Origin of the sequence: Rhodopirellula sp. MGV, assembly GCF_002251265.1 — a bacterium.
Taxonomy (GTDB): Bacteria; Planctomycetota; Planctomycetia; order Pirellulales; family Pirellulaceae; genus Stieleria; species Stieleria baltica_A.
This window is the reverse complement of record NZ_NPDI01000042.1, coordinates 159,426-185,286: the sequence shown is the minus strand read 5'-3', so window position 1 is coordinate 185,286 and position 25,861 is coordinate 159,426. Positions and strand designations below refer to the sequence as shown.

General features: G+C 55.0%; 24 protein-coding genes. 18 read left to right on the top strand and 6 right to left on the bottom strand.

Annotated elements, in window-relative coordinates:
• Positions 1 to 40: 40 nt before the first annotated feature.
• Positions 41 to 451 (bottom strand): DUF2752 domain-containing protein, encoded by a 411-nt coding sequence (locus tag CGZ80_RS15465; protein WP_233148438.1) that lies wholly within the window; start codon positions 449 to 451, stop codon positions 41 to 43.
• A gap of 301 nt (positions 452 to 752) precedes the next feature.
• On the opposite strand from CGZ80_RS15465, the gene CGZ80_RS15455 reads away from it, so the two are divergent.
• The 3 genes from CGZ80_RS15455 (at position 753) to CGZ80_RS15445 (ending at position 4,836) form a co-directional block, all read left to right on the top strand.
• Entirely contained in the window at positions 753 to 1,571 is an 819-nt protein-coding gene (locus CGZ80_RS15455; RefSeq protein WP_094415971.1) for a sugar phosphate isomerase/epimerase family protein, read from the top strand.
• A complete protein-coding gene (locus CGZ80_RS15450; RefSeq protein ID WP_158222710.1) occupies positions 1,568 to 2,500 on the top strand; it encodes a glutamate--tRNA ligase family protein in 933 nt (310 codons plus the stop codon). The genes CGZ80_RS15455 and CGZ80_RS15450 overlap by 4 nt, the downstream gene beginning before the upstream one ends.
• Before the next feature lie 305 nt (positions 2,501 to 2,805).
• The gene (locus CGZ80_RS15445; RefSeq protein WP_143543953.1) at positions 2,806 to 4,836 is read left to right on the top strand and encodes a BBP7 family outer membrane beta-barrel protein; all 2,031 of its coding nucleotides are present in this window, start codon (positions 2,806 to 2,808) and stop codon (positions 4,834 to 4,836) included.
• 76 nt (positions 4,837 to 4,912) lie between these two features.
• Here the strand turns inward: CGZ80_RS15445 and CGZ80_RS15440 are convergent, their stop codons facing one another.
• Positions 4,913 to 5,854: a nucleoside hydrolase gene (locus CGZ80_RS15440; RefSeq protein WP_094415965.1), complete on the bottom strand. Its 942-nt coding sequence runs from the start codon at positions 5,852 to 5,854 to the stop codon at positions 4,913 to 4,915.
• A 105-nt stretch (positions 5,855 to 5,959) separates the two neighbouring features.
• Here CGZ80_RS15440 and trpD point away from each other — a divergent pair, with 105 nt between their 5' ends.
• Positions 5,960 to 7,015: an anthranilate phosphoribosyltransferase gene (gene trpD, locus CGZ80_RS15435; RefSeq protein ID WP_094415963.1), complete on the top strand. Its 1,056-nt coding sequence runs from the start codon at positions 5,960 to 5,962 to the stop codon at positions 7,013 to 7,015.
• 168 nt (positions 7,016 to 7,183) lie between these two features.
• Complete coding sequence (gene mqnE / locus CGZ80_RS15430; RefSeq protein WP_094415960.1) at positions 7,184 to 8,338, top strand: aminofutalosine synthase MqnE; 1,155 nt, start codon at positions 7,184 to 7,186, stop codon at positions 8,336 to 8,338.
• Between the two features lie 17 nt (positions 8,339 to 8,355).
• Here the strand turns inward: mqnE and CGZ80_RS15425 are convergent, their stop codons facing one another.
• The 3 genes from CGZ80_RS15425 to CGZ80_RS15415 all read right to left on the bottom strand — a co-directional run bounded on the left by CGZ80_RS15425 (position 8,356) and on the right by CGZ80_RS15415 (position 12,947).
• Positions 8,356 to 9,042, bottom strand: coding sequence for a PEP-CTERM sorting domain-containing protein (locus CGZ80_RS15425; protein ID WP_094415958.1), 687 nt, complete (start codon positions 9,040 to 9,042; stop codon positions 8,356 to 8,358).
• A gap of 117 nt (positions 9,043 to 9,159) precedes the next feature.
• Positions 9,160 to 12,264: a right-handed parallel beta-helix repeat-containing protein gene (locus CGZ80_RS15420; RefSeq protein WP_094415956.1), complete on the bottom strand. Its 3,105-nt coding sequence runs from the start codon at positions 12,262 to 12,264 to the stop codon at positions 9,160 to 9,162.
• Positions 12,264 to 12,947: a hypothetical protein gene (locus tag CGZ80_RS15415; protein ID WP_094415954.1), complete on the bottom strand. Its 684-nt coding sequence runs from the start codon at positions 12,945 to 12,947 to the stop codon at positions 12,264 to 12,266. Before CGZ80_RS15415 ends, CGZ80_RS15420 begins: the two co-directional genes overlap by 1 nt.
• A 275-nt stretch (positions 12,948 to 13,222) precedes the next feature.
• On the opposite strand from CGZ80_RS15415, the gene CGZ80_RS15410 reads away from it, so the two are divergent.
• The 13 genes from CGZ80_RS15410 (at position 13,223) to CGZ80_RS15350 (ending at position 24,438) form a co-directional block, all read left to right on the top strand.
• Entirely contained in the window at positions 13,223 to 13,636 is a 414-nt protein-coding gene (locus CGZ80_RS15410) for a two-component system response regulator (protein WP_094415952.1), read from the top strand.
• On the top strand, positions 13,633 to 15,333 hold the full coding sequence (locus CGZ80_RS15405; RefSeq protein ID WP_094415950.1) for a GspE/PulE family protein: 1,701 nt from the start codon (positions 13,633 to 13,635) through the stop codon (positions 15,331 to 15,333). The genes CGZ80_RS15410 and CGZ80_RS15405 overlap by 4 nt, the downstream gene beginning before the upstream one ends.
• Positions 15,334 to 15,337: 4 nt before the next feature.
• A complete protein-coding gene (locus CGZ80_RS15400; RefSeq protein WP_094415948.1) occupies positions 15,338 to 16,477 on the top strand; it encodes a type II secretion system F family protein in 1,140 nt (379 codons plus the stop codon).
• Entirely contained in the window at positions 16,477 to 16,812 is a 336-nt protein-coding gene (locus tag CGZ80_RS15395) for a competence type IV pilus major pilin ComGC (RefSeq protein WP_094415946.1), read from the top strand. Before CGZ80_RS15400 ends, CGZ80_RS15395 begins: the two co-directional genes overlap by 1 nt.
• Positions 16,813 to 16,950: 138 nt before the next feature.
• Entirely contained in the window at positions 16,951 to 17,274 is a 324-nt protein-coding gene (locus CGZ80_RS15390; RefSeq protein ID WP_094415944.1) for a type II secretion system protein, read from the top strand.
• Positions 17,275 to 17,315: 41 nt separating this feature from the next.
• The gene (locus CGZ80_RS15385) at positions 17,316 to 17,816 is read left to right on the top strand and encodes a Tfp pilus assembly protein FimT/FimU (protein WP_094415942.1); all 501 of its coding nucleotides are present in this window, start codon (positions 17,316 to 17,318) and stop codon (positions 17,814 to 17,816) included.
• 2 nt (positions 17,817 to 17,818) lie between these two features.
• Positions 17,819 to 18,298 (top strand): hypothetical protein, encoded by a 480-nt coding sequence (locus CGZ80_RS15380; RefSeq protein WP_094415940.1) that lies wholly within the window; start codon positions 17,819 to 17,821, stop codon positions 18,296 to 18,298.
• Positions 18,288 to 18,806, top strand: a complete 519-nt coding sequence (locus CGZ80_RS15375; protein ID WP_094415938.1) for a hypothetical protein — start codon at positions 18,288 to 18,290, stop codon at positions 18,804 to 18,806. Before CGZ80_RS15380 ends, CGZ80_RS15375 begins: the two co-directional genes overlap by 11 nt.
• A gap of 77 nt (positions 18,807 to 18,883) precedes the next feature.
• Positions 18,884 to 19,198: a hypothetical protein gene (locus CGZ80_RS15370; protein ID WP_143543952.1), complete on the top strand. Its 315-nt coding sequence runs from the start codon at positions 18,884 to 18,886 to the stop codon at positions 19,196 to 19,198.
• A gap of 1 nt (position 19,199) precedes the next feature.
• The gene (locus CGZ80_RS15365; protein WP_094415934.1) at positions 19,200 to 20,900 is read left to right on the top strand and encodes a PilN domain-containing protein; all 1,701 of its coding nucleotides are present in this window, start codon (positions 19,200 to 19,202) and stop codon (positions 20,898 to 20,900) included.
• Positions 20,893 to 21,513: a hypothetical protein gene (locus CGZ80_RS15360; protein ID WP_094415932.1), complete on the top strand. Its 621-nt coding sequence runs from the start codon at positions 20,893 to 20,895 to the stop codon at positions 21,511 to 21,513. The genes CGZ80_RS15365 and CGZ80_RS15360 overlap by 8 nt, the downstream gene beginning before the upstream one ends.
• 43 nt (positions 21,514 to 21,556) lie before the next feature.
• Positions 21,557 to 23,461, top strand: coding sequence for a type II secretion system protein GspD (locus CGZ80_RS15355; RefSeq protein WP_094415929.1), 1,905 nt, complete (start codon positions 21,557 to 21,559; stop codon positions 23,459 to 23,461).
• Between the two features lie 242 nt (positions 23,462 to 23,703).
• Positions 23,704 to 24,438, top strand: coding sequence for an RsmE family RNA methyltransferase (locus CGZ80_RS15350; protein ID WP_233148437.1), 735 nt, complete (start codon positions 23,704 to 23,706; stop codon positions 24,436 to 24,438).
• A gap of 17 nt (positions 24,439 to 24,455) precedes the next feature.
• Here the strand turns inward: CGZ80_RS15350 and CGZ80_RS15345 are convergent, their stop codons facing one another.
• Entirely contained in the window at positions 24,456 to 25,169 is a 714-nt protein-coding gene (locus tag CGZ80_RS15345) for a toxin-antitoxin system HicB family antitoxin (protein WP_094415927.1), read from the bottom strand.
• Positions 25,170 to 25,861: the final 692 nt, after the last annotated feature.

Below are 25,861 nucleotides of genomic sequence, written 5' to 3'. Positions count from 1 at the left end.
GCGATCGTAATCATTCGCAAACGTTGCTCGTCCCAATTGCTCAGTTCAAGCGATACAACCACTCGGCAACGATCAGTAGCTGAATCCCGATCAAAACCCAAGTCGCGGTTCGCACTTGTGATGGGCTAGGCAGCATTCCTAACACCGCACTCTGCACCGCCAGAAACAGTGCGTACAGCGAATAAAACGCCAAAAGGCAGCCGGTCACGCTCGCCGACGCCGCAGCCCACACCTGCCCTCGCACCAGGTTCGCCCAAGACGTCGTCATCCCACACATTGGACAACGGATGCCGAACAACACGCGAATACTGCATGGCGGAAGCCCCAGCGATTGGTGCGTGCCGAGTCCGCTGGCATTGGGCGTCGCAAACATTGCGATGAGATAGACCACTACGATCGCCACTGCGATTGTCGCTGCCGCAGCACGGATCACTGTTGAACGTTGTGGCAATCGACGAATCAATTGGATACCGGTACCTATTGGCGCAAAAGGGCGGATATGTTCCCAGCCGGCAACGGTTTGCCCCGGTTCCGGTCAACCGTCCATCAATGCTATCCTAGTTGCCCCCGACAGCGTTGGCCCCGCGACCGTGACAAACTTTAGAAGCACGCACACTGGGCTCCGTTCGAGACAGCGAAAGGTTTGTGTTGATGGCCGACCTCGATAGCTGACCATCGGCATCGATCAATTGCCAGACGCGATCAAACGCTTCACCATGGCCAACCCGAGCACTCATTCTTCTTGAGGAATTTTGACGATGAAGTATGGCATTTGCAATGAGACATTCGGCGACATGCCATTGGCCGATGCGTTGAAGATTGCCAAGGATGCTGGCTACACAGGTTGGGAAATCGCACCGTTCATGTTGACGGACGACTTGGATCAATTCGGCACCGATGCACGAAACGCTTATCGATCGCAAGTCACTGATGCGGGTTTGCACGTCATCGGCCTTCACTGGCTACTGGCGAAAACGGAAGGCTTTCACCTCACCACGCTCGACATCGGCGTTCGTACAGCGACAGCAAACTATCTGAAAAAGCTGGCGAAACTCTGCGCGGATCTGGGCGGCGAACTGATGGTGCTCGGCTCGCCCCAGCAACGAAACTTCCCGTCTTCCCAAACACCAGACCAAGCGATGGAAGCGGCCGCGAACTGCTTGCGATCCGTCGTACCAGCCCTGGAAGAGTACAGTGTGCAGATTGCGCTCGAACCGTTGGGCCGAGGCGAAGGTAATTTTTTGAATACTGCCGCGGAAGGCCGCGAGCTGATGAAAATGATCGATAGCGAACAGGTCAAACTGCACTTGGATGTCAAAGCAATGAGCGATGAACCAACGCCCATCGAAACGATCATCCGGGATAACGCAGACGCGATGATTCACTTCCATGCCAACGATCCCAATTTACGCGGCCCGGGAATGGGGGATGTCGATTTTGTCCCGATCTTCGCCGCCTTGAAAGACATCGACTATCGCGGGTGGGTCAGTGTCGAAGTGTTTGATTATTCAATGGGTGCCGAAGCAATCGCCAAGCAAAGCATGACCAATATGATTCAGGCACAATCGTGACACGTGGCCGATTGGCCCCGTCGCCAACCGGTGCCCAACACCTGGGAAATGCCAGAACCCATTTGGTTGCATATTGGTCCACCCGGCATGTCGGAGGTGAACTCGCGCTTCGGATTGATGATTTGGATTCACCACGCGTGAAAACGTGGGCAATCGATCAAGCCATCGAAGACTTGCGGTGGCTTGGCATCGACTGGGATTCGACGATTGCCAAACAAACGGATCACCGTGAACATTATCAAGTCGCGATCGATCAGCTTCACCAATCGAACTTGATCTACCCGTGCTACTGTTCGCGCAAAGACATCGAAGAGGTGATTTCGGCGCCACATGAGACACGGTTCCGTGGTGAGTTGCCGCCCTATCCAAAAATCTGCGCCGGCTATCGGTACGGCGATACGATCGACGATCGCGAGCACTGTTTTCGGTTTCGCGCTCGCGACGAAATCATTGAATTCGACGACCAAATGCTCGGCCGGCAAGCATGTAATCCTGCGTTCGAACTCGGCGATTTTCCGGTGGTCTCGCGGAGCGGGGATGCGAGCTACCAATTGGCGGTCTTAATCGACGATCAGCTCCAAGGCGTCGACCAGGTTGTACGCGGAAACGATCTGGTCGCGAGTACGTTTCGGCAAATGGACATCGCCAAACGACTCGGCATTCCCAGTCCGACATATGCGCACGTTCCGTTGATCCGCGGTTTGGACGGCCGGCGATTGGCGAAACGGCACGGTGACACGCGATTGGGGTACTATCGCGAACGAGGCGTCCGACCGGAAACAATTGTCGGTTGGGCAGCGTTCACGTTGGGCTTGATCGATACGCCCGAAGACTGCAAAGCAAGCGAATTGACATCACACTTTGACTGGTCCTGTTTGCCAACGGACGACCTCTGTATTGATCCACAGTCGTTGTTCGACGCCGGATAGCACCTTTGCCCCAACAAGGCGTTCGGGTTGGGCAAACTCTATCGGTACTGCGTGTCTTAACGACGATTCTGACGATGGCGATTGCAACATCCGCCAACATCCAGCGACACCGAAAATCGTTCGTCTGTGTATTAGGAACGAATCGATTGTCCGATCCAGACTACTGCGTCTCCACAGGAGGTCGGCGGCGCCAGTTCCGTGATCACTTCGGCGAATGACAACGGAACGACTCAATCCATGACAAGGAGTCGCGTGTGATCGCGTATTTGTTGTGGGCGTGATGGAATACACAAAGGAGTAGGACAGTGAAGACGCCATTTGTGCGGAGTATTGCCGCGGCAATTGGGCTAACCGTCGGTGTCGGGATCGCTCTCGACGCCACCGCGGACGAGCCAGCGAAATGGAATTCGTTCAAGATGCCTTCGACCGATCTGAAGACGGTCATGGAAGGCCTCGACGCACCCAAACCCGATGCTGACCAAATCCAACAGGTCGCGATGCAGGGTGCCGTCCAAAACATTCCGGCGCCAATCGGTCGACCGGTCTCACCGATGCAAGTCTATCCGCCTTCGGTGATGTATCCGCAAGCACCGACGGGGCAACCCTACCAAGGTTATGCGGCACCATCGTCGCAATACCAAGCGCCGCAAGGTATTCCACAACCGACGATGCCAACCGCCCGGTTGGCATCTCGACAAATGGCTACACAACAGGTCGCGCCACGGCAATTCGCACCAAGGCAACAGACCGTAACGGGCCAGTATGTTCCGACGCAGCGATATGTGTCGCAACCTCCGATGCCTGAACTGAATGCGCCGCACTTTGGCGCGACGCATTACAGCGTTGGGCATCAGCAACAGAACGTCCCGACTCCCGCGGCACCAATGGCCGAAGCGCCAATGGTAAGCCAACCACAAGCTGTGCCTCACACCCAGGTCTATTCCAGCCCTTACTCTGACGCCGTATCAGCTCCTTGGCAGGGAGCACCATACAGCGACTACGAAAGCGGCGCGTGTGGCGGACCGATGTACGGTGGGGCATGCGATCAAGACTCCTGCAACTCCGGCTCCTGCAATATCGGATCTTATGGTCAATCCGGTTGCTCGGCGCCAGGTTGTTCGATGGACGGATGCACTGGCGGCTGCGGCGGCGGCTGCACTCCAACCGGTTGCGGCGACGTGGGTGCGATTTCACCTTGGTACGGCGGAACCGACATCCTGTTCTGGGAACTCGCTGGCGGATCGAACGCGGTCTTTGCGACGTATGACAACGCGGTTGCCGTTGGCCAATACAACTATTTGAATCCCGGCAACACCGCCGGATTCAACACCCGGATCGGTCGCTACCTTGGTTGCGGTGCCTACGGAATTGATGTCGGGTTTTTGTACTGGGATCCCGACCCACAATCGCGTATGTACTCCGACACTGGCGCGGGGCTTCGTTTTACACTTCCGGCACTCAACACGGTTTCCATCAACCGTGGCGGCGGTGCAACGACGGTGTATGACGACTACGACATGAACGCCGCATGCATTTGTGCCGAACGTGACATCCGCGTGAAGGGAATTGAGATCAACCTGAACTGCTTCGGATTGATGGGAGCACGCCGCCTTGGTTCGGCGTACCCGTCATCGATCTTTGCCGGTTGTGGACTAGGCGGCAACGGCGGCTGCGGGCTGCTCGGCGGTTGTGGATTAGGCGGAGGCTGTGGGCCGTACCGCGCATCACAACGTAGCCGCTTGTACGGCAGCGCGATCGGACCGTTGGCACGAGCTTGCTCGGGTCGCGTTCGCGTCCGCACGTCACACGGGTTCCGCTGGTTCCAACTGGAAGATGACTTGTTGATCGCTGGTGACGTCGACGGGATGCCTGGACTTGGCGGCAGCGACATCTACTACGAACTGCATACCGAAAACAATCTTTACGGTTATCAATTCGGCTCACAGTTGAGCTACGCGATTGGATGCCGTTTGATGTTGAACGTCGGCGGTAAAGTTGGCATCTATGGCAATGACGCCCGAGTTCGTCACTGGATCGGCAATGACATGGTCATGGCATACACCGATTCACAAGGTGCAGGAGCTGGCGATCTCTACTCCGACAAATCCGACGTCAACTTGGCAGGATTGGGTGAACTCGATTTCGGACTTGGCTACCGAATCTGCAATCGCTTCACAGCGACTTGCGGTTATCGAGTCCTGACTGCCTGCGGCGTCGCAACCTCCATCGGCTCGATGCCGGCGGAATACACCAGCGTCGAATCGGCAGGCCGTGTTCGCGCCGACGATTGCCTGATGATGCACGGTGGCTATGTCGGATTCAATTACAACTGGTAATTGACCGACCTCCTAACGAATTCCATCAACGAAGGGGTGGCTCGATGTTCTGCATCGGGTCACCCTTTTCGTGTTTCTAGGTTTGCTGCCCGGCGTACTTTAGGCTGCGGTGGATCAATTGCTGAACACCATCGACGTCCGCTTTCAGCGCGACTTCCATGTTGGTCTGCCATTCCGGACGCAGACGGCGATCAAACACGCTCATTCCGCAAGTGTGCACGCCCTGTGTTTCGACCTTGCCAGCCATTTCCGTCCACTCGAACAACTCTGGCTCTAGAACGGCCGCAATGGTTGTGGCATCGATCAGCGGCAAAAGTTCGCGGCCCAGTCGCTGGTGTGACATGCGAAACGCGTGCGGCAACATTTGACCGAGCAAGTTTCCGGCTCGCGTGTACTTTGCCGGAAGCTGTTCCAACAAATCGACACCGAACGCGATTCGATTGGTAACGTCCAGCGGAACCAATGACTTCGTCGTGGGGGACAAGAAAACGTCCGCCGCGGCGACGGCGTCGAAGTGCAAATTAAATTCGGCGACCGGCGACGCGTTGCCGGGTGCTCGATAGGCGCCACCGCTGATCACCAGCTTATCAACCAATTGCAACGCGGCCGGATCACGCTGGGCCAATCGCGCCAAGTTGGTCAAGGGTCCTAAACAGACAATCGTGACTTCACCGGGGTGTGCGCGAAGCAGCTCTGCCATCACCTTTTCGCTTGCTGGCAAGTGCTGACGGGCGTTGTTTGCGACTTCGAAATCCCCCAAGCCACTCCGACCATTCAAAAACGAATCGTCGGTCACCGATGCGTCTTCCGGCGGCGACGCCTTGCCGACGCGTGGGTACCGCGGCGGGTCCAAGGTCGAAATGATCGCCCCAACATTGGACGTCGCCTGTTCGGCATCAACCGTACCGGCGGTTGCCGTTATCGCTAATACGTCTAATCGCGGATCGAACAGCGCCATCGTCAAGGCAATCGCGTCGTCAATTCCGGGATCCGAATCGATGATGATTTTTCTTGTCATAGGCAAAGTGTAAAGTCCCGGGCGTTTCGAAACGAGCCCGATCTGTTTACCCTGTGTAAAGATGTCGTATCCCGCTCGTGTCGATCCTCAAAACCGTTGACTTGCATGAATTCATCCGGAAAGGGCACCCCAAACGCCCAAGCCGACGAACCGATCTCATTTGTGCAAGCGATCGATATCGCACGCAGCGGCAAAGATCTGTCCGCCTCACAAACGGGACGGCTGATCGACACCATGCTGCGGGGGGAAGCGGACGAGGACCAGATCGGTCAATTACTGCTGCAACTACGTGAAAAGGGCGAAGCGGTCTCGGAAATCGTTGGCGCTGCACAAGCGATGCGGCAACACATGACCCGGATCCCCCATTCACACCAAGTTCTCTTGGATACCTGTGGGACTGGCGGCAGCGAAAGTGGTTCCTTCAACATCAGTACCGGGATCGCGATCGTCACCGCAGCCTGCGGTGTGCCGGTTGCCAAGCATGGAAACCGCAAAGCGACCAGTGTGACCGGATCCGCTGACGTGCTGGAAGAACTTGGCGTCCCGATCGAATCCGATGCCGACAAGGTGGCCGAACGACTTGACCAAATCGGACTCTGCTTCTGCTTTGCCGTGAAACTGCACCCGGCGATGAAGCATGTCGTCGGAATCCGGCGAAAACTGCGCGTAAAAACCTTGTTCAACCTGCTCGGTCCACTCTGCAATCCCGCCGGCGCGACTCACCAGTTGCTCGGCACAAGCCGCCCCGAGGCACAGACCAAAATCTCGCAAGCCATCGCACAACTTTCGACCACCCGATCGTTTGTCGTGCATGCCGCCGATGGCCAAGACGAGGTTTCCTTGGACCGATACACCGACGCAGTCGAAGTTCGCGGTGACGAAATCATTGGGAAACATCGCTGGACCCCAGAAGACTTCGGACTTCTCCCTGCGGGTGTCGAATCGCTTCATGCATCGGGACCGGCAGAAAGCGCTCAGATCATCCGGCAAATTCTTGATGGCGCGCCCGGCCCCAAACGCGATACCGTCGTCGCGGGAACCGCCGCAGCACTGCTATTGACCGAGAAAGTCGCCACGCTCGCAGAGGGGGTGTCGCTTGCTCAGCAAACGATTGACAACGGCGCAGCCCGCGAAAAACTGCAACAGCTCGCCAATTCCTAACCCGGCGGGTTACCAACTCGACACGATTTCGGTAGCTAGTCTGGGCGGAGGGGACCTTTTGTTTGACGCAAATCAGGTCAAAATAGACTCCGGACACGATCCAGGCTCACCGGCCTTTCCGGGCTGCCAAGCCTGCTGAAACTCACTGACAAACCTGAACTGCATTCCATGATTCAAGCTGACTATAGCGCACGACTCCGCGAGATCCGAGACAAAGTCGAAGCGGAAGAACGTCTGTCGATGGACGACGGAATCTTCTTGTACGACCCCGCCGTACCGCTGCAAGAAATTGGAATGTTGGCCAACTTGGTCCGTGAACGCAAAAACGGAAATGTTGGTTTCTACAACATCAACACGCACTTAAACCCGACCAACGTATGTGTCTACCGTTGCCGGTTCTGCGCTTTCCGTAGCGACTTGCGTGACCCCAAGGGTTACGTCATGAACGACGAACAAATCCTTCAACGTGGCCAGGAAGCGACCGAAAACGGCTGCACCGAGATGCACATCGTCGGCGGCTTGCACCACAAGATGCCGTACACTTGGTACCGTGGCATCATCGAGTTGCTCAATGAAAACTACCCACAAATCCACTTGAAAGCTTGGACCGCGGTAGAAATCAACTGGTTTGAATTCCAAACCAAAAAATCCAAGCAATGGGTCCTTGAGGATCAACGAAAAGCCGGTCTTGGCAGCATGCCGGGAGGCGGCGCAGAGATCTTTCACCCTGAAGTTCGCGATCAATTGTGCGAGCACAAAGCGAACACTCACGAATGGTTGCGAGTCCACCAAACCGCACACGAGATTGGCATTCGCACCAATTGCACCATGCTGTACGGGCATGTCGAAAAAGCCTATCACCGAATCGATCACCTGCTGCGACTCCGCGAACTGCAAGATCGTACCGGCGGTTTTCAAGTCTTCATTCCGTTGGCGTTCCACCCAGACAACACCAAGCTTTCGGATCTGAAAAAGCCATCTGCATTGATGGACTTACGAACGATCGCGATCAGTCGGCTGATGCTCGACAATGTCCAGCACATCAAGGCCTACTGGATCATGCTGGGTATCGAAACAGCGCAAACAGCGTTGGCCTACGGTGCGGACGATATCGACGGGACCGTACGGCACGAGCTGATCTATCACGATGCGGGTGCGACGACGCCACAATGCTTGAGCGTCGATGACATTCGTCAATTGATCGTTGAAGCGGGACGTGACCCGATCGAACGTGACACGGTCTACAACCGTGTCCATCGTGAGCCGCACGACTTCACCAAGTGGTCAACCGAAACGGTCCCTTCCGAAGCCGTTACGTCATAACTTCTTTGCAGTCGCCCTTATCGCCGACGGCGAAACACCCCGACGCATCCAATTCCGCCGAGCAATGCAACCATGCTCGGTTCAGGAATTGCGACGACTTCCATACGTAACGTGAAATTGTAAGTCATCAAGCCGCCGATATCTGGCAAATCGAGTGAGAGCTGCTGTCCGGTCGCGCTCTCACCTGGGGCAATCACCCCGCCGGTAAAAAAGATCATGTCAGCGGTGTGCTCTACCACGGGCAAATCGATCGAGCTGACCGTTGGATCGGTATCTGGGAAATCGAAATCCAATCCCACCACACCAGGAAACGGATTGGTAGTGCGCATAAAATCAAATCCAGTGCCCGATCCAAGTTCCAGTCGCAAGCCCTTCCATGCGACACCGGTGTCATTTACTGCCGTGCCGAAGTTCATGAAATACTCGCTGGTACCACCTGAGTTAGTCGCTTCGATGACAAAATCGATCGGCTGGAGATCGGTAATCGTGATCCCTTCGAAATTGATCTGATTCCCGTTATCGATACCGGCACCGGCAAAGTTGTCGTTGTTCAGATCGGTGGTGTCCGCCGTTGGTGCCGAAGTGAGCGTACCAGGACCAAGCACGGCGACCAAGTCAGAGATGTAGGCTGCCTCTGCATGCAGGGGCATGCAAACGGAAAGTGCGGCGATGAACGCGATCCGCTTTAGTTGCAAGTCTTTCACAGTGGGCCTCTCGGCGGCTCGAAGTGGGGGGGCAGGGAGTGTCCCTGTTTTACACCGCGAGAGGTAGTCAAAGCAACGAAATTATCGGGGGCTGCCAAAAGATCAAGCCTCGCCCAATCACTGCGTCGCGACCTCATCCCAAGAGAGCACTTTGATCGATCCGTCAGGACGCATGTACTCGTAGGCCCCAATTTCGAAGCCATCGAAGCTGGGTCGCTCGTTACCGTCGAGATCAACCCAGGTGTTTCGATCGATCCCCGCATTGATCGCCGGTGATCCCGATGCGAGGTGCAAATCCCCCGCATCAACATCGACAAATCGCGGCGAACCAGTCCCCTCATTTTCAGCAGCGTCAGTGCCGACAAAAGGGATTTGGGCGTCAATCAAATTGTGATCGTGAGTCAAAACGCCTGAGGTCGCGGTGTCGTAGATCCCATATCGCTGCCCATGAATGATGGTGTTCGATAGCGCAGCGTTGCCGTCCCTGCGAACAAAACCGATCGACGCAGCATTTGCAATTGAAACGAAATCGACCGAGCAATTCGATTCACTTCCGGCAACATAGATTCCATAGTTTGCCGCCGTGATTGTCGTGTTCCGAATTCGGCCAGAATTAGATTCGAATAACACACCGTTGGCAGCCCGAATCATTTGCGTCGCATCAACATCGCTTCGCAGTCCTCGAGCGACCAACCCCCATCCTGATGTCACATCATTGATCAGGCAGCGATTAATCCGACCGGAGCCACCGAGTTGGTAGATCGCGTTCTGTGCCAGATTAGAAAGATGTGTTGTCGAGATCGTTGCGTCGCAGTTCACCAATGTGATGCCCTGATGTCCCTGATCAATCGTCAGACCATCCAACGAAACGGTCAATCCAACTTCCTGATCATCTCGCAAGTAGACACCATGCCCCTGCGTTCGTTCGACCGCACAATTCCGGATGGTGACATCACATGGCAAAGCCGTCGTTGTCAGATGGATCCCAACACGTGAATCTTGGAAGCGGCTATCGACAATCGAAACCCTCTCCCGGGCATAAACGACCATCGATGAATCGGCCGCGTCAATCGCTAGATCACTTGCGGCAACGTCACAGTCATAGCCATGAAGCCCTACGCGATTTTCTTCTAAGTGCAGCCCTTGTAGCGTGATCGATCCACGACGATACACGATGCCGTAGCTGTTCCCCGCGATCAACCAGTGTTGGTCGGCAGCCATCCCAAGATCGCAATCTTCGACCACGATGCCATACAAGTTGTCTTTCGCGGTACAAAACTGTGAATCGACGGAGGGCGTGATGTTTTTCAAAACGAACCCATACCCGGCATTCCCGACCGCTTCGCAGCGGGTCAACTGAATCGTTCGATCGTCAACTGAATCGACGTAGACCCCATTTTGATTTTGGCTTGCAACCAAATCGCTCAACGACGTTTGCTGACAGCCATGCACGACGACTGCATAGTGCACATAAGACTGCAAAGACGTGGAATGGAGATCGAGGCGTTGCGAATTCGCCGAGTAGACTCCGACGTTGCCTCCCTGCGCCTGCAATGATTCGACAGTCAACTGCCCCGAATAGTCCAGCAAGGGATAAGCGGTCGTGTTGTCAAAGGATGCGGTTCTCACGGTCCAGGTTGTGCCTTGACCGACAATTCCACGCAACGAACGACGTATCAAATTTCCTTCGCTGCCATCGAAGACGAATGAACCACCGCGCAGATCGATCGCGGCATACTCGATGTCTTCGAAGACGTTCTGCTGCAGGTGAACTTGATCAGCAACCGGATTTTGCAACAACAACCCGTGTCGACTGTTTGCAAACCAGCTTTGGCGAATAGAAACATTGCGTGCGTCCGAATAGACCCCATGGCTGCAATCTGCCGGCTGTGCTTCGTTGCCGCGAAAGTTTGACGATTCGATCTCCAGCGTATCTGAGCTCATCGCCGTCACACCGTACGCCGATCCAGCGAACTGGCAATCGCGAAGCCAAGTCGTGGTGCCATAAACGAGCAATCCACGATCGTTGTTTTGAAAGTCACACTTCGTGACGTGCAACGAACACGGGTTGGCATTTGTCAGCGAAACCGCCCCGAGCGTATTCGAATAGATCGCATATTCATTGCCTCGAAACACCACCGTCTCGTCTTCGCCGATCGTAAGACGTGAGCAGTCGTTTGATTGATGAAGTGCGATCCTACAGTTCGACATTGAAACGTTGGCGAAGTGATAGTCACTGCCTTGAGCAACGACACCGATGTTGGCACCCTCAATTACAACATTTTGTAGCGGCACCGCCTGGTCACTCGCATCCATCATCAACGCTTGCTGTGCAGAATCGATCGTGCAATTCGATGCCGCCAGACGGGTGCCTGTCACGTGAATGCCGTGGCTGATCGCTTGCCGAAACTGACAGCGGTCGATTTGTGCAGAAGTGATCCCTGTCCCATAGATGCAGATATTGTTTTTTGTGAACTGGCTATTCTGCACGACCATTCCACTGTCAACGCAATGAATTCCGCGCACCGGATCCGCGGAATCGATCCATTCAAATTGCGAGCCATTTACAGTGACCAGTCCGACTGACTGCGTTACCACCGAATAACGTGTGTCTGTGAATCGACTGAGCAAGACTTGCAAGCTTGTCGCGTTTGCCGCGTAAACAGCATGTCGATTTTCCTGATGGATGTTTTGATAGACGATCAGATTTGATCGCGTTGCATGAATGCCGTAGTGACAGCGATTTAGCTTGCAAGCGACGACATAAGTTGCCGGGCAATCTAGAATCCGAACGCCCAATCGATTCGCAGTCCCCGTCGGATCGATCGTCAGTCCATAGAGAACCACATTGTTGGATTGCCGAATGTCGAATGCCCACCGACTGTCAGGTGGGCGAACGACCACTTCGCCAGCATCACCGGTATACCGACCGTCTTGGTCGCCATAGATCACCAACCAGCCCTGGCTCGTTGCCGAGGTCTTGCTGTTGATCAAGCAGCTTTCCGCATAGACGCCTGCGCCGACATAGATCACGTCACCCGATCGCGCAATCTCGACCGCTTTGGCGATTGTGCGTACTGCGTAGGTAGCAGAACGTCCGTTGTTCGAGTCCGCACCGGTTGCGCGGACATACAAATTGTCGGCTTGCGCGGAAGAAACAAGGCAAGCAATCAGGACCGACGCCTGAACACACCGCCAAGACGCGGTAGTCCGTTCCAACACTACTTTCGCCCCTTCAATTCCATCAGGACGTCTGGCAGACCAGGCAACTCTGGAAGCGTCGGCAACTGTAGATCGACCGATGGCAGTGAACCTGGTGGAGAGAGCTGCGGCAAATCGATTGCGTTAGGTATCGCTGACGGGATGCCGCTCGCCTGAGCGCTGGACATCGTGCCGCGATTAAGATTCGCCCGTTCATCCGTGCGGCGTGACGTTGCCGATCGCGATTGCGGCGGTGCTTGATTGACGATCGGCTGCGACGACAAGTGAATCGAAACTGTCTGCCCCTGTTGTTCAACCAACACCGTCCGCGTTTGGCAATCGATCGATCGAATGGTGATTCCGTCGTGACGTTGACCGTCTTCCAAGGCCACGAACTGGTCTTCGATTCGGAAGAGTGCAGTTGCCGTTGCGTTCGGCACACTTGGGCGAATGATGCCAAGCAAGCGAATGGTATCGGTGTTCGTCTCTTCGGTCGGCACAGCAGCGGGCTTGCGGACCTCTTCAACCGGTTCGGTAAAGAATCCAGGTTCTTTGTCGCCAATCGATTCAATCGTGAACGGTTGTTGAATCGTCGGCTGTGATGCGGACTGTGCAACGAGCGTCAGGCAGGTCGAACAGGTAACCACCAAACTCGTGGCGAAGCGGAATACCACTCCAGCGTGCTGCAGAAACATTGACGACATGGCAACTGTTCGTGTCGTAAAAGTCGTTGGACAGAAGACGTATGTGAATCTCCGTCACGCACAGTCGGCCGGCGGATGCGATCCTGCGAATTGTCGTTTTTCCCTCAATCGATACTGTTCAGTCCATTCAACGCTCGACGTTGAAGTCAACCGTTTTGCTGCAACCTAGCGTTTTTACGCATCAATGATTTTCTTTTGAGCCACCTGCTTTCTTCGTTTGCGAACAAACACACGTTGCGTCTGGCTCTCGTAGGACTGCCTAACGCCAACCGACGATGAAGCCACACACTCGCCATGTTTTGATCTACATCGCACATCCGATCGTTGCGGATGTGACAGAACATCGGCTGGGCCTGCTCGGGATCCGTGTCACCAACGTGCATCAAGACAGCGAAATGGCAGAAGCGATCTCTGGCAGTCTTCCCGATGCGGTCGTTGTCGACCTCGACCTCGATCAAGGCGCCGGCTTGCGCTGGATCGAATCCATCGCGTCGGACGAATGCACTTCGCACATTCCAATCTTGTGCCTGTCCAGTCGCGGTGATTTGGTCGAAGTCGAGCAAGCCTACAAAGCGGGAGCAATCGGTTTTCTGGTCTCGCCCTTCGACCCAATCGACTTGGAAAACAAGTTGATCGATGCCATCCGTGATCAATCCCTGACCACCAGCATTGGTGAGGCGGCGAGATGACTGCGATTCGACGTCTGGGTGATATTCTCCTCGAACAAGGAGTCATCACCGAAACACAGCTTCAAGCAGTTCTGCAAGACCAGCGGCAAACACGTTTGCCACTCGGAGTGTTCATGCTCAAACGTGGGATCGTGTCACGAGGTCAACTCGGCGCGGCTCTTGCCGAACAATATGAAACGCCGTTCTACAACGGGGAATCAACCGCGACGCATCCACAATTAGTGCGACTATTGCCAGAAACCTATGTGCGTCGACGGCGGGTGGCGCCGGTCGCACTGCACGACAAAGTGCTTCGGGTCGGGATGCAAAACCCCAGCGACATGGAAGCGATCAGCGAAATCGAGTTGATGACCGGCTACCAAGTCGAAGCGGCGATCTGCCTCGAAGACGACATCGAACGCTTGGTCGAATCAGCGTTCGATGATCGAATCAAAGCCAAACAGGCCGCAGTCGATATGCGGATTGAAGAGCTGCGTGAATCGATCGGATCACCTCAGGCTGAAGCGTTCGATTCGGACGACAGTGACGCCCCAGTGGTGCGATTGTTGGAAGCGATCTTGATGGGTGCCGTCCGTGCCGAAGCGAGTGATATCCACCTGGAGCCCGACGCACCTCAGATGCGTGTCCGCTATCGGATCGACGGGCAACTCCACCAAATCATGTCCGTTCCCGACGACAGTGAAGACGCGCTCGTCGGCCGCGTCAAGGTTTTGGCTGATCTCGACACCGCCGAAAAACGGCGGCCCCAAGATGGCAACCTTTCCATCGAAGTGGGCGACACACGGGCGAGTTTCCGTGTCAGCTGTATCCCCTGCGTACGCGGCGAAAAAGTCGTGATGCGGGTTCTGGACGAATCCAGCAAGTCATTCAACATCAATTCATTGGGTATGCCGGACCCGCAATTGCAGTTGGTCAAACAATTGCTCGATCGCCCACACGGCATGATCGTGATGACGGGGCCAACAGGTTCTGGAAAAACGACCACGATGTATTCCATGTTGTGCAGCATGGATTCGTCGACCAAAAACGTTTCGACCATCGAAGACCCTGTCGAATTTCGTTTGCCGGGAATCAACCAAGTCCATGCCAACAACGACTTCGGGATGGGATTCGCTAACGGGTTGAAATACCTCATGCGACAAGACCCAGACGTCATCTTGGTGGGCGAAATCCGTGACCACGAAACAGCGACAACAGCGGTTCAAGCCGCACTTACCGGGCACCTGCTGATCAGCACCCTACACACAAACGATGCGGTCGGCACGGTCGCACGATTAAGTGACTTGGGGCTGGACCATTTTAAAATCGCCGGTTCACTCGTCGCATCCATTGCACAACGATTGCTACGCCGGTTATGCGATCACTGCAAACGTCCGACCTCAATCAATCGGAATTTACTGCGGACGATTTACCAAGGACAAATCGTGCCACCAGAATTTGCAAATCACGAACGCTACTTTGAACCGGGCGGGTGCGAGCGTTGTGGTGGCACAGGCTATTCGGGTCGGATCCCCATTTTTGAAATCATGGTTGTCGACTCAAAACTCGAACAGGCAATCGAGTCGGGTCTGCCAGCAAGCCAACTACGGAAAATTGCATGTGAAGGCGGGATGATCGAATTGGCCACAATGGGACTGCGGCAAGCAGTGCTGGGCACAACGTCGATCGACGAGGTCTATTTCAAACTCTCAGGTTGAAACCATGTCCCACTCTTCGCCGGTAGCGTCGACCAACGGATTGTCGCTTCAAACAATCTTGCGTTCGTTGCATGACATCAAGTTTGGCGCGGATCCTAACCGTAAATTCAAACCCAAGGACCTCGTCCTGTTGATGCGGAACTTGACCACGCTGGTCTCCAATGGGGTTTCGCTGACACACGCGATCGAAACGGTCGGAAAAGATCGATCGATGGCCAAGTATCACCACATCCTGAAACGGCTCTGTCGGCATCTAAAAAGCGGTGAGTCACTTTCATCGGCGATGAATGAGTTTCCGGAAGCGTTCAATGAGATCTTGGTCAGCCAAATCTCCGTTGGTGAAATTTCAGGCAGCCTCGACAAAACTCTCGAACGTATCACCGAACAGCTTGAGCAATCAACAAACCAAAAGTCTTACATCCTCAAGAAACTGACTTATCCGGCGTTATTGCTGGTTGCCGGTTCCGGGTCGGTCGCATTCATGTTGACCAACGTGATCCCGACATTTCAAACGATGTATGAAGACGCTGATGCCAAGCTGCCTTGGATCACACAGTTTTTGATCGATTGCTCTGACTTTTTGACCCGCAACGGGATCTACATCGCAATCATCGCGGCAATACTCTTCGCCACGATAACAACGCTACTTCGCAATCCGATCACCCGTCGCTCGATCGACGAACAGTTGATCAAACTGCCTTTGATTGGAGATTGGTTCCGCAAATTTGCGATCCTTCAGTTTTCCGAAGTGCTAGGTAACCTGATGGAAGGAGGGTTCACCGTTGCCGAGGCGTTGCCGTCGTCTTCGAGGGCGGTATCAAACCAATACGTACGCGAAAAGATCCAAAGCTTGAACGCCGCCGTTCGGCGCGGTGAACGTTTCAGTGTCGCGATCGAACGCGAAGGCGAACTGTTTCCGGAAGTCGTCAAGCAATTGGTAATCGTCGGTGAAAGAACCGGCCGACTGGCCGCCGTGACTCGACAAATCCGCACTCACCTGCGCAAGGACGTCCACGCCACGACAGACACGATCGTTGCCGCGATCGAACCAATTTTGACGATGGGTCTGGCCGTTATCGTAGGAGGAATCCTGCTCGCGGTGTATCTTCCGATGTTTGACTTGATCGGCAAGGTCGGCGGCTGATGTTGCGGTCGACAAGCTCACCAAGCAAGGGCATTTCGTATCTGGAATTGGTCGCGAGCGTCACAATCATCGGAGTGCTTGCCGCTGCGATCATTCCCCGGTTGGGTCGTGGTAAAGAACAGGCCAACGCGACAGCATGCGAATTGAATGTCCGAATGATCGAATTGCAAACCGTGCTGTTCTATCGCGAACAAGGTCGTTGGCCGGATCGCTACTTGAGTGAGATTGCCGCAGATCCACGATACTTTCCCGATGGACTTCCAGTCTGTCCGGTTGATGGGACTCGATACATTGTCGCACCGGATACGGGGAGGGTAAACGGACATCGACATTGAATTGATTCGGTCCGTTTCGATTGTGTGCAAAGCTACCTTTGTCAGTAAACCGTCGGTGTCGCAACCACCGTCAACGGCCCCAGGACTTTTGCTTTGCGACGGACGCAATCCGCACGTGGATTCGACCTGAGAAATTAAATGAACCATCGCACGACAATCCGCAAACGCGGTTTTTCACTCCTCGAATTGCTTGCCGTGATCACCATTTTGGCGGTCATCGCGGCGGTTGTGATCCCACGGATCACGGCGTCGAAAAAGACGGCCCAGCAAGAAGTCAATAAACAAAACATTGCCGAAATCAATGCGGCAGTTGAACGCTGGTACTTCGAGAAAGGGAGCTACCCGAAGAGCAACTTGTCTGACATCGGGACCGACGTGAATTACTTCCCTGAAGGCATCCCACGCAACCCGGTCGACAACACCCGATACCGTCTCGATTCGACAACGCACCGAGTGAAATAAGGCCGTCACGCAAAACGACACCGAATCGGTCGCTGGCGTTCATGTTGAACGAACGAAAACCGAAACGTCCCGCAGTTCGATTGATGTGCCGGACACGACGAACCGCGATGAGCTTGGTCGAGCTGATCGTGGTGGTTTCGTTGCTGGGCATCTTTGCCGGCGCAGCCATGATGCGACTCGGCCGAAGCACCTTTGGCGACACGGGGGCCAAATTCGAAGCGTCCGTGTTGACCAACGCAATCTCACTCGCACAAGCGTCAGCGGTTCGCACAGGCCAAACGCATGGCGTGGTTTTGAGCCGATCACAAGCGATCGGAAATGTATGGTCAACGGTGCGACGCGAAAGCGGAGATATTCGCCACACGATCGACGAACACCTAGTACACACCGATGTCGAGGTCGTCACACAACAATCAGAGGTTTGGTTTGATTTCGAAGGACACGGAACAGCACCGTTCACCGTCGTCTTTCGCGGACCTAACCGGCAATACAAAGTGGACGTCGTCCCGTTTTCACAATCGGTTCGTGTCAACGAGTTGTAGCGATGCGGGGAGACAACACACACGCCAAACCAGTTGGGAACGCTGGGGCTCGAAAGCGTACTGGGCAAACAATGCTGGAACTGGTTGCGGCAACCACGATCATTTCGGTCGCGATTGCTCCCGCACTGGGGCTGATGCGTGAACGGGTCATCGTTTCCGCAGATTTACGGCACTACGAATGGTTGCACTGTCGCTGCATTGCCCAACTGGAACTCGCAATGGCGACCACATCTGCAACTTGGAACATCCAAAACAAACAAGGCAGGCTTGGATCGGTGGATTCGATCCCCTGTCACTTTCTGACCGTCGTCTCGGACCAACCCTCCGTCGGCGGCGTCCCAGGAAAACTCGCTGTGATCGACGTATTGACGTTTCGAGACAGCAACCGGAATGGCACTTTCGACGCCGGCGAACTCCACCTTCGCTTGGCGACCAAAGTCGCAAAAACAAAGACTTACCAGGAGCTCGCAAATGGCCAATAAACTTCGCAACCGACGACGCAACGGAATCTCGCTTCTCGAGATGGTCGTTGCCGGTACCATGATTACGACAATCATGATGGGGATGGCCCTGGTCTTTCGGACTTCGGGGCAAACCTGGGAAGTCGTCGATCGCGATCACGCTGTTGAACGACAACTTGGCAGTCTCGTGCGGCACTTCGTCCGCGAATCTCGCGAAGCAGCGGCAGTCGTTTCGATCTCATCACGTCGTGACCAAATCTCGCTACTGATGAACGACGGCACCATTCGCACCTGGCGACGCAACGGGGATGGCGAAGTCCAATTCCAACTGAATCACGACGTCGCCTTCCAAACGCTCGCCGACGACATCGAAGACCTCGAATTCACCGGCTACGACGCAGCCGGTGTCCAACTGGAATCTGAACCCAACGACATGCAACTGATTGGCGTCGTCGCGAAAGCCCGACAAGATCGTTCCAGCGATCCGTTGCTCGAACAAGAATGCAAAGTCTGGATCCGATCGTGGTAGTCAAACACCTGCGCACAGATCTTCGACGAACTTCGCGGTGCCGCACCGGAGCCGCATTGTTGATCGCATTGTTCGCGATGACCCTTGTCAGTTCGCTGGTGGTTGGGCTGTTGGAATCGGAACGCATCCGGTTCATGGCACTCAGAAATTCGGTGCAATGGGATGAAGCCCGCTACCTTGCCGAGGCAGGTGTGCACGCCGCGATCATGAACTTGGAGTCGGACTTTCAATGGCGAACAGGTGTCCAAACAACCGAGTTCCCGCCAGGCAGCGGCCGGACCTATTCAGTCACGCTCTCAGACAATGGTAATGGCACTGTCGACGTTCACTCCGAAGGCCGTTCAGGGTCTTTCTCGCGTTACCTTGATGTGACAATCAAACAAGGCGGTTGAAATGGCACTTCGACCTCCCAAAGATTTATTGACTGCGATAGGCCAAGATCGAGCCATCGTTGAACGACGTAGCGGGCCTCGTTCGGGTGACGGATTTGGAATGCGTCACGGCCGCCGATTTGATCGGCGAAAGCGAACGAAGCGGACCGTTGGGTTGGAAATTTCGCCCGCCGGCATCGCACTCGCCTATAGTGAAAAAGCGATTTCGGACGGAACCGCTGAGTCGCAAGACCGATTGGTACTCGACCGCGTTAGCTTTCCCGCCGACAGTGGTCCCGCCCGCGGTGACTGGAACGATGGCACGCTGCAAACCCATCTCAGCGAACTGGTGCAGCGTCATGGCCTAGCGGGACAAGCTGTCTATTGCGCAATCGGCGGACATGCCTGCGTCACCCGTGTCCTCTCGGGTACCGACCAACACGTCGATAACGAACTGACCGAATTGGCGGCCCGGACCGAACGATATATCGGCATGGGCCTTGGAGAAAAAGTTCGCACCGAATACACGCAGCGAATCGACGCAAAACGGAAGCGTGTCTGGGTTACGGTTGCAATGCGTGATGTCGTCGAAGCGATCTCCGCCGCAACACGCAGTACCGGGCTGCGGTTGGCAAACCTGGAACACACGATGGTGGTGTTGTGCCGAGTTTTGCATACCTGCGGTCGCGACGACAACGAACCGGTGCTGTTGGTAATCGATGACCTGGGCCGGATGGACCTTGGCATTTCATACAAAGGTCGATTGTTGCTGGACTACCGCCCCGCGCTTTTAGACAAATCGATCGAACAAGGCGAAGTGATTCAGCGCCACCTAAAATGCTTGCGACGATATGTCCAATCCCAAGTCCCCGAAGCGCCGTCGGACTTGCAAACCGTTTACGTCGCGAGCATTTCGGAAACTAACGACGCTGCCGACCGATCGCCGTTTCCTTTCGACGACCTTTGCGAAAAACTGTCTGTCGACAGCGATCTGACACCCGATTCAAGTGTCATCGCAGCGATCGGATTGGTCCGTTCACAGATCGAAGCATCCAACGCCAACGAAAGCAACAACTTGGTCGCGACGTTGCGATCCGATCACAAACTGCCTTGGGCCAAATTGCTAACGAGTACCTGGCCAATCATTGCCGCAGCGGTTGTAACTTTTGCCCTGCTCGCGCTCGATCTGCGTCTGTCATCGCGAATCGAACAGATCAGTCTTCAGATCGATTCCTATCTTGATGAAGTCGATGCCAGTGAAGAGCTACGCGCGACATTGACGTCACGCATCGAATACGCCAATGAAGTCCGGCAGTTGAGCGAATCAGTCCACAAACCCCGTTGGGCCGAAACGATCTGGGCAATCGGAAATGATCTTCCCAACCGCGTTTGGCTCGAATCGATTCAGTTTCACACAGACAATTCCGTCATGGTTGTGGGAATCAGTCGCAGCGATGATGGAGTTTTCGAGTACCTACGTCGACTGAGAAGCTGCCCGCTGCTAACACGTGTTGCATTGCAATCGACATCAGCGCACCGTGGCATTTCCACAACAGAGGTCCGCTTCGAAGTATCAGCCGAACTCGCCAAGCCGACTGAACTGCAAAACATCGCCAAGGCAAAAACGGATCGGTCCACCGAAACTCTAGACCATCGGCTTAGCCATAATGTGGTGCCCGCAGCCCTGAACGAGTTCTCTTTCGAGGCCGAATCCGATGGTTGACCAACTGGTTCGACGCTCACTCGATCATCCCAAACGACGTTGGGTTGTTTGGGGAATCACGCTGTTCCTATTGCTGTTTGTCACCCTCCCCTGCTGGGACCACTATGGCGATCGACAGAGTGAAGTGCGAAGCCTGTCCACGGAACTCTATGAAGCAACATTGGCATCAAACAATGTCGCCGCCATGCAAAGTCGCTTGGCGCAACTTGGCACGCAGGACGGCCAACAGAACCTGTTTTTTGACCAAGATCGCGCCGAACAGTTTCGCGAATCTGTGACAGAAATCACGTTTGATCTGCAATGCCAGCTCAAGCGATTGACTCTTTCCGACCCACGACAAACTCCGTGGGTCCCCAGCCAAGGACTGGGTTCAAATGCAGAGATAGAAGAAGGAATTGAGTCCGACTTTAATCTCGAAACACGATTACTCAATTTGTCCGCGACAGGACCGCTGACGAACCTCACAAAGCTGATCATCCGACTTAACTCAATCGCAGAATTTGCGGTTCCGACAAATTTGACGGTTCAGCGCGAGGGTAATCACGGACATTTGTCGCTCGACATCGAGATTTCGCTCTTGGGATTGGTTCCCGCAAACGATTCTCGCATGTAAATGGAGATACAGCGAATCAGGACGACAACGCGATCATCCTCGCGTGCGTTACGGAGAACCGGACTTACCAGTGGAAAAAATGGGGTTGCGAAACGTCATCCGCCTGTCACAGATCGGGTTGCGATGCGGTGCGATCATCACTGCGATGATCATGGCAACTGCACCTCACACAGGCGACTTGCTGCTCGCTCAAGGTGTCACTGATTCGCAGCCTGAAATACCCAGCGCGCTACGTGACAAACTTGCTGCAAAGTACGACCTGACGCTACGCGATTCAACACTCTTGGATGCACTGTTTACGCTCCGAGATGTCTGTGGTGTCAACATCGTCGCTGGCAACGAAGTTGTCGGAACCGTCAACGCTTCATTTGTCGACACTTCGGTGAGCGATATTCTTGATTCGTTGTTGACCACACGCGGATATGGTTACCGCGTCGTCGGAACAAGTTTGTCTGTTGTGCCGTTGGATCATTTGGGCGACCAACTTCCGTTATTCAAAACGGAAATCGTCTCTTTGATCGAGAACCAAGTCGAAGACCTGCTTCCCTCAGTGCAATCACTGCTGTCCCCCGAAGGACGTGCGCACGCGATCGCAGCAAGCAACTCGTTGGTGCTAATCGATTACCCACAGCGACTGCAACAAGTCCGCTCGCATCTCGATGCACTCGAACAGGCGGCAAAACAATTCAATGATCGAACGGTCGGCCGCAATCAAAACGCGTCGACGGGGCTTAACGGAAATAGCGCGTTGGTCACGCCGCCGCCGACCGTACGCGTCTTCCGGACGCAATATGTTGATCCGGCGACACTAGCCGAAGCGGCAAAAACGCTTCTTAGCCCGACAGGACGGCTTGCCCCTATCGAGCTAGAAAACAAATTGGTCGTTTCAGACCAGTTGGCCAACCTAGAACAGATCTCCGCCGCGGTTGAACAACTTGACCAGCCTCGCGCACAGGTGCGGATTTGGGCGATGATCTATGATTGCAGCACTGACGATCTAGATCGCCTCGGCATCAACTGGAACAGTTCGGTTGCGGGCACAGCGATTGATGCGACCACCGGAACCGCTGCCCATTCGGCGGTCCTGAACACGGTGACATCAACGGTCGGTTCTGGAACCAACGGGTTGCTGACCATCACCAGCCTGAACGACAGATTCGACCTGCAAAGTGTTGTCCAGGCCCTCCGCACGGCCGGTGACAGTCGCCTATTGGCTGACCCTAACGTCGTCGTGATGAATCATGAAACGGCCGAAATCGAAATCGTCACCGAAGTCCCCTACCAACAACTCACCCAAGGCATTGATGGGGGGACCATTGGCACGACCGAATTTCGCGAGGCTGGCGTAACACTGAACGTCGTCCCGCACATTGCCGACGACGGCACGATCGCGATGGTCGTTAATCCGCGATTCAGCCTACTCACCGGTTTTAGTGAAACAGACAACGCGCCAATCATCGATCGTCGCGAAACCAACACCACCGTTCGTGTCGCGAACAACCAGACGATCGTTCTAGGCGGCCTTCGCCAAAGGACACGAATCTCTGAACAAACCGCCGTGCCGATCGTTGGGACGCTTCCGGTGATCGGAAGGCTCTTCCAACATCGATCGGCAAGCACACGCGAAAGTGAATTGTTGGTATTCATCACGCCGCAAATCGTCGGAGACCACTGTGTCGGCAGCCAACGCGAACATTGCGTCCAACGCTATCTCTCCAACGAAGTCCGACACGCGCCGACCGATCCGGTCCCCTTCGGGATTGAGGCGGTCCAAGCCGAACAACGAGCCCAAATCAAGCCGTCCGACAATCCGTTCGCACAGCTAAGCAACGAAATGATTCACAAAGATGCCTACCCCAATCACAAGAATTGGACTTCCAGACACCATGCGCCCGGAACGTTGATCGGCGAGCCCGAGCTGATCGAGATCGAAATCAGTGATCTCTAAGACGAGACGCACATACCGGCTACGACCGCAATCGAGTCCCGGAACATTCGCACCTCCGATGCGATCTACCGATTTGCGGTACCGGCCGCTACGCTACCGCAGCTGCGCCAGGCCCCAGACTCGCTCAGAAAGTGATTTGGTGGCCAAACTCCCTTGATGCGGAAACTGAAATGCGCAGCGCTGTTCAATCGCACGCTGCGCCGATGGCGACTTGCGAATCGTCTCTGAAAAGGAAGTTGCTTGTGACTCGGCGATATTTTGTTTCCGATCTACCATCCGGTGGCGGTACCTTTCCGCTTTGCGAAGACGAAGCTCGACACGCTGCTCGTGTCATGCGTCTACAGACCGGTGACTCAATCGAACTTTTTGATGGGTCGGGCCACCAAGCAACCGCCGCGGTCACCGCAATCGACAAGCGAAGCTGCCTTGTCACGGCGGAGCCTTCTGTCGCAATCAATCGCGAACCCGCGATCCAACTGACGCTAGCGATTGCCCTACCAAAAGGCGATCGCGCGAAGGAACTGATCGAACGGCTTGCGGAGCTCGGTGTTCACGCGATCGTCCCGCTGATCTGCGACCGAAGCCAACGACCACCAAGTTCAAGTCAGCTGGAAAAGTTGCGGCGTGTGGTAATCGAGTCTTGCAAGCAAAGCACTCGCAACATGCTAATGGAAATCGACGAGGCGCGATCGTTCGCGGATTGGCTGAAGACCGCCGGAAGTATGGAGGTCGCCAAGTGTGTCGCGCATCCTGGCGCAGAAAGCCTGCGAGAGCGGGCGTCGCAGCTGGTCGATGAGTCCACCACCGCTAGCAAAAGAACGCCCGTCATTTTCGTGATCGGCCCAGAAGGCGGCCTGACAGATTCAGAGGTCGCTGAGGCACAACAGAACGGATTTGGCGTGGTCGGATTAGGACCACGCATCTATCGCATCGAAACAGCGGCTTGCTTGATCGCCGCTCAGCTTACCGATTGCTGAACACCGACTTCGTACGGCTATGCCTGTGGGTTGTTGCTTCCCCAGTGATGGGCGGGGTGCGAGTGCTCGCGAACATTTTCCTTCTGCTGGAAGTTGATCCGATTGCTTGGCTCGGACTGCGAGGGCGCCGGTGCGTCCGTTCGATTCCCAATCTTGCTGCGGCTACCCTGCGGGCCTGGCTTGCGACCGCGACGTCGACCTTGCTGCTCCGGAATGAATCGTGGGTTCACTGGTAGCAGAAGTTTGCTGATTGATAGCTTATTGATACTCAGACCAGCGTTCTTAGCTTCAACCTGCAGCGACTCGTGGAGCGAACGAGGGATCCGGATTGTGATCATCCGTTCTGGTTCGGCAGAATCAGCCTTCGATTGATCCTGGCTCCGAATGGCAGCTAGCATCTCCTGCAAAGTTGCGTAGTGCTCGCTGACAATGAATTGCTTGTATTCTTCCGGATCCGAGAACATCTTCTGAACGACGCCCTTGGTTCCCATCACGACGCGGTAGAAGAGCACCCAACTTCCAGTCTTGGCGAATGCCTCTTCGGCCAAGAAAAGGGTTTGCTTGCAACGGTCTTCGTAGCTGCCGGAATACTCTGTTGCTGGCAATTCAATCGTAGGAAGGTCAGCTTCCTTATCGGGATCGGGATCGCTGGCATAACGCAGTTGACTACCGCCGGAAGTGTCCTCGGGTGCTACGAGAGGGTTGAATTCCTTCGGGTTCAAATCGGTCATGGCCAGATTCCTTTGCAAGCTATTTCGTTTCGTGGGAGCGTGATCGCGTCAGCGGTCGCTCACGTGTTTGGATGTGCCGATCTTCGAAGGGCGTCAAACGCTGCTCGCTAAACGATGCTTTCAAAAGGACTTACGCAAGCAAAGAGAAGATGCTCGCGATTTAAGCAGGCCGCAACCTGGGTGGTGAACGCAAGGCTGCACGCTTTTCATGCACCGCACTTGAGTGCATGGCCAAGGTGTCCACTTCAAATTGCTTTCAAAAAAGCTGCGATCCGGAAAATTATTTTGGGTGACTAAACCCGCGGATTAGCCACTGCTCGGCGACGAAGATCACGCTGGTTCTCAAGCAGAACTGACTCCATTCCCGTGCAAACTCGGCCCCCACCATTCAACGTCGCATTGCATTCAAATCGCGATCTCGAAGTTGCAAGCATTTCCATTTCAGGCTGCCGGCCTGCAACTACCAAGTTGTCCCCAACGCCGGGGACAGACCCCGACAGCAATCAAGCCACCAGCGATCACGCCCATTCTCCAGGGCAAGTAAAACTCGCCCGCTAGCAAATCAGACTCTCCACAACCGCCGGGTCTGTCCCCGTCAAGTTTTGGCAGGGTCTGCTTTGGCAGGGTCTGGCCCCGCCACCAGAAAGCAGCCGGGTCTGTCCCTGCCAGCAGACTAGATGCAAGCATTGCGA

Excerpts from the sequence above, each read along its gene's own strand:
- CGZ80_RS15440 (WP_094415965.1), bottom strand. The coding sequence starts at position 5,854 with ATGACAAGAAAAATCATCATCGATTCGGATCCCGGAATTGACGACGCG.
- trpD (WP_094415963.1), top strand. The coding sequence starts at position 5,960 with ATGAATTCATCCGGAAAGGGCACCCCAAACGCCCAAGCCGACGAACCG.
- mqnE (WP_094415960.1), top strand. The coding sequence starts at position 7,184 with ATGATTCAAGCTGACTATAGCGCACGACTCCGCGAGATCCGAGACAAA.
- CGZ80_RS15415 (WP_094415954.1), bottom strand. The coding sequence starts at position 12,947 with ATGTCGTCAATGTTTCTGCAGCACGCTGGAGTGGTATTCCGCTTCGCC.
- CGZ80_RS15410 (WP_094415952.1), top strand. The coding sequence starts at position 13,223 with ATGAAGCCACACACTCGCCATGTTTTGATCTACATCGCACATCCGATC.
- CGZ80_RS15405 (WP_094415950.1), top strand. The coding sequence starts at position 13,633 with ATGACTGCGATTCGACGTCTGGGTGATATTCTCCTCGAACAAGGAGTC.
- CGZ80_RS15400 (WP_094415948.1), top strand. The coding sequence starts at position 15,338 with ATGTCCCACTCTTCGCCGGTAGCGTCGACCAACGGATTGTCGCTTCAA.
- CGZ80_RS15395 (WP_094415946.1), top strand. The coding sequence starts at position 16,477 with ATGTTGCGGTCGACAAGCTCACCAAGCAAGGGCATTTCGTATCTGGAA.
- CGZ80_RS15390 (WP_094415944.1), top strand. The coding sequence starts at position 16,951 with ATGAACCATCGCACGACAATCCGCAAACGCGGTTTTTCACTCCTCGAA.
- CGZ80_RS15385 (WP_094415942.1), top strand. The coding sequence starts at position 17,316 with ATGTTGAACGAACGAAAACCGAAACGTCCCGCAGTTCGATTGATGTGC.
- CGZ80_RS15380 (WP_094415940.1), top strand. The coding sequence starts at position 17,819 with ATGCGGGGAGACAACACACACGCCAAACCAGTTGGGAACGCTGGGGCT.
- CGZ80_RS15375 (WP_094415938.1), top strand. The coding sequence starts at position 18,288 with ATGGCCAATAAACTTCGCAACCGACGACGCAACGGAATCTCGCTTCTC.
- CGZ80_RS15370 (WP_143543952.1), top strand. The coding sequence starts at position 18,884 with ATGACCCTTGTCAGTTCGCTGGTGGTTGGGCTGTTGGAATCGGAACGC.
- CGZ80_RS15365 (WP_094415934.1), top strand. The coding sequence starts at position 19,200 with ATGGCACTTCGACCTCCCAAAGATTTATTGACTGCGATAGGCCAAGAT.
- CGZ80_RS15360 (WP_094415932.1), top strand. The coding sequence starts at position 20,893 with ATGGTTGACCAACTGGTTCGACGCTCACTCGATCATCCCAAACGACGT.
- CGZ80_RS15345 (WP_094415927.1), bottom strand. The coding sequence starts at position 25,169 with ATGACCGATTTGAACCCGAAGGAATTCAACCCTCTCGTAGCACCCGAG.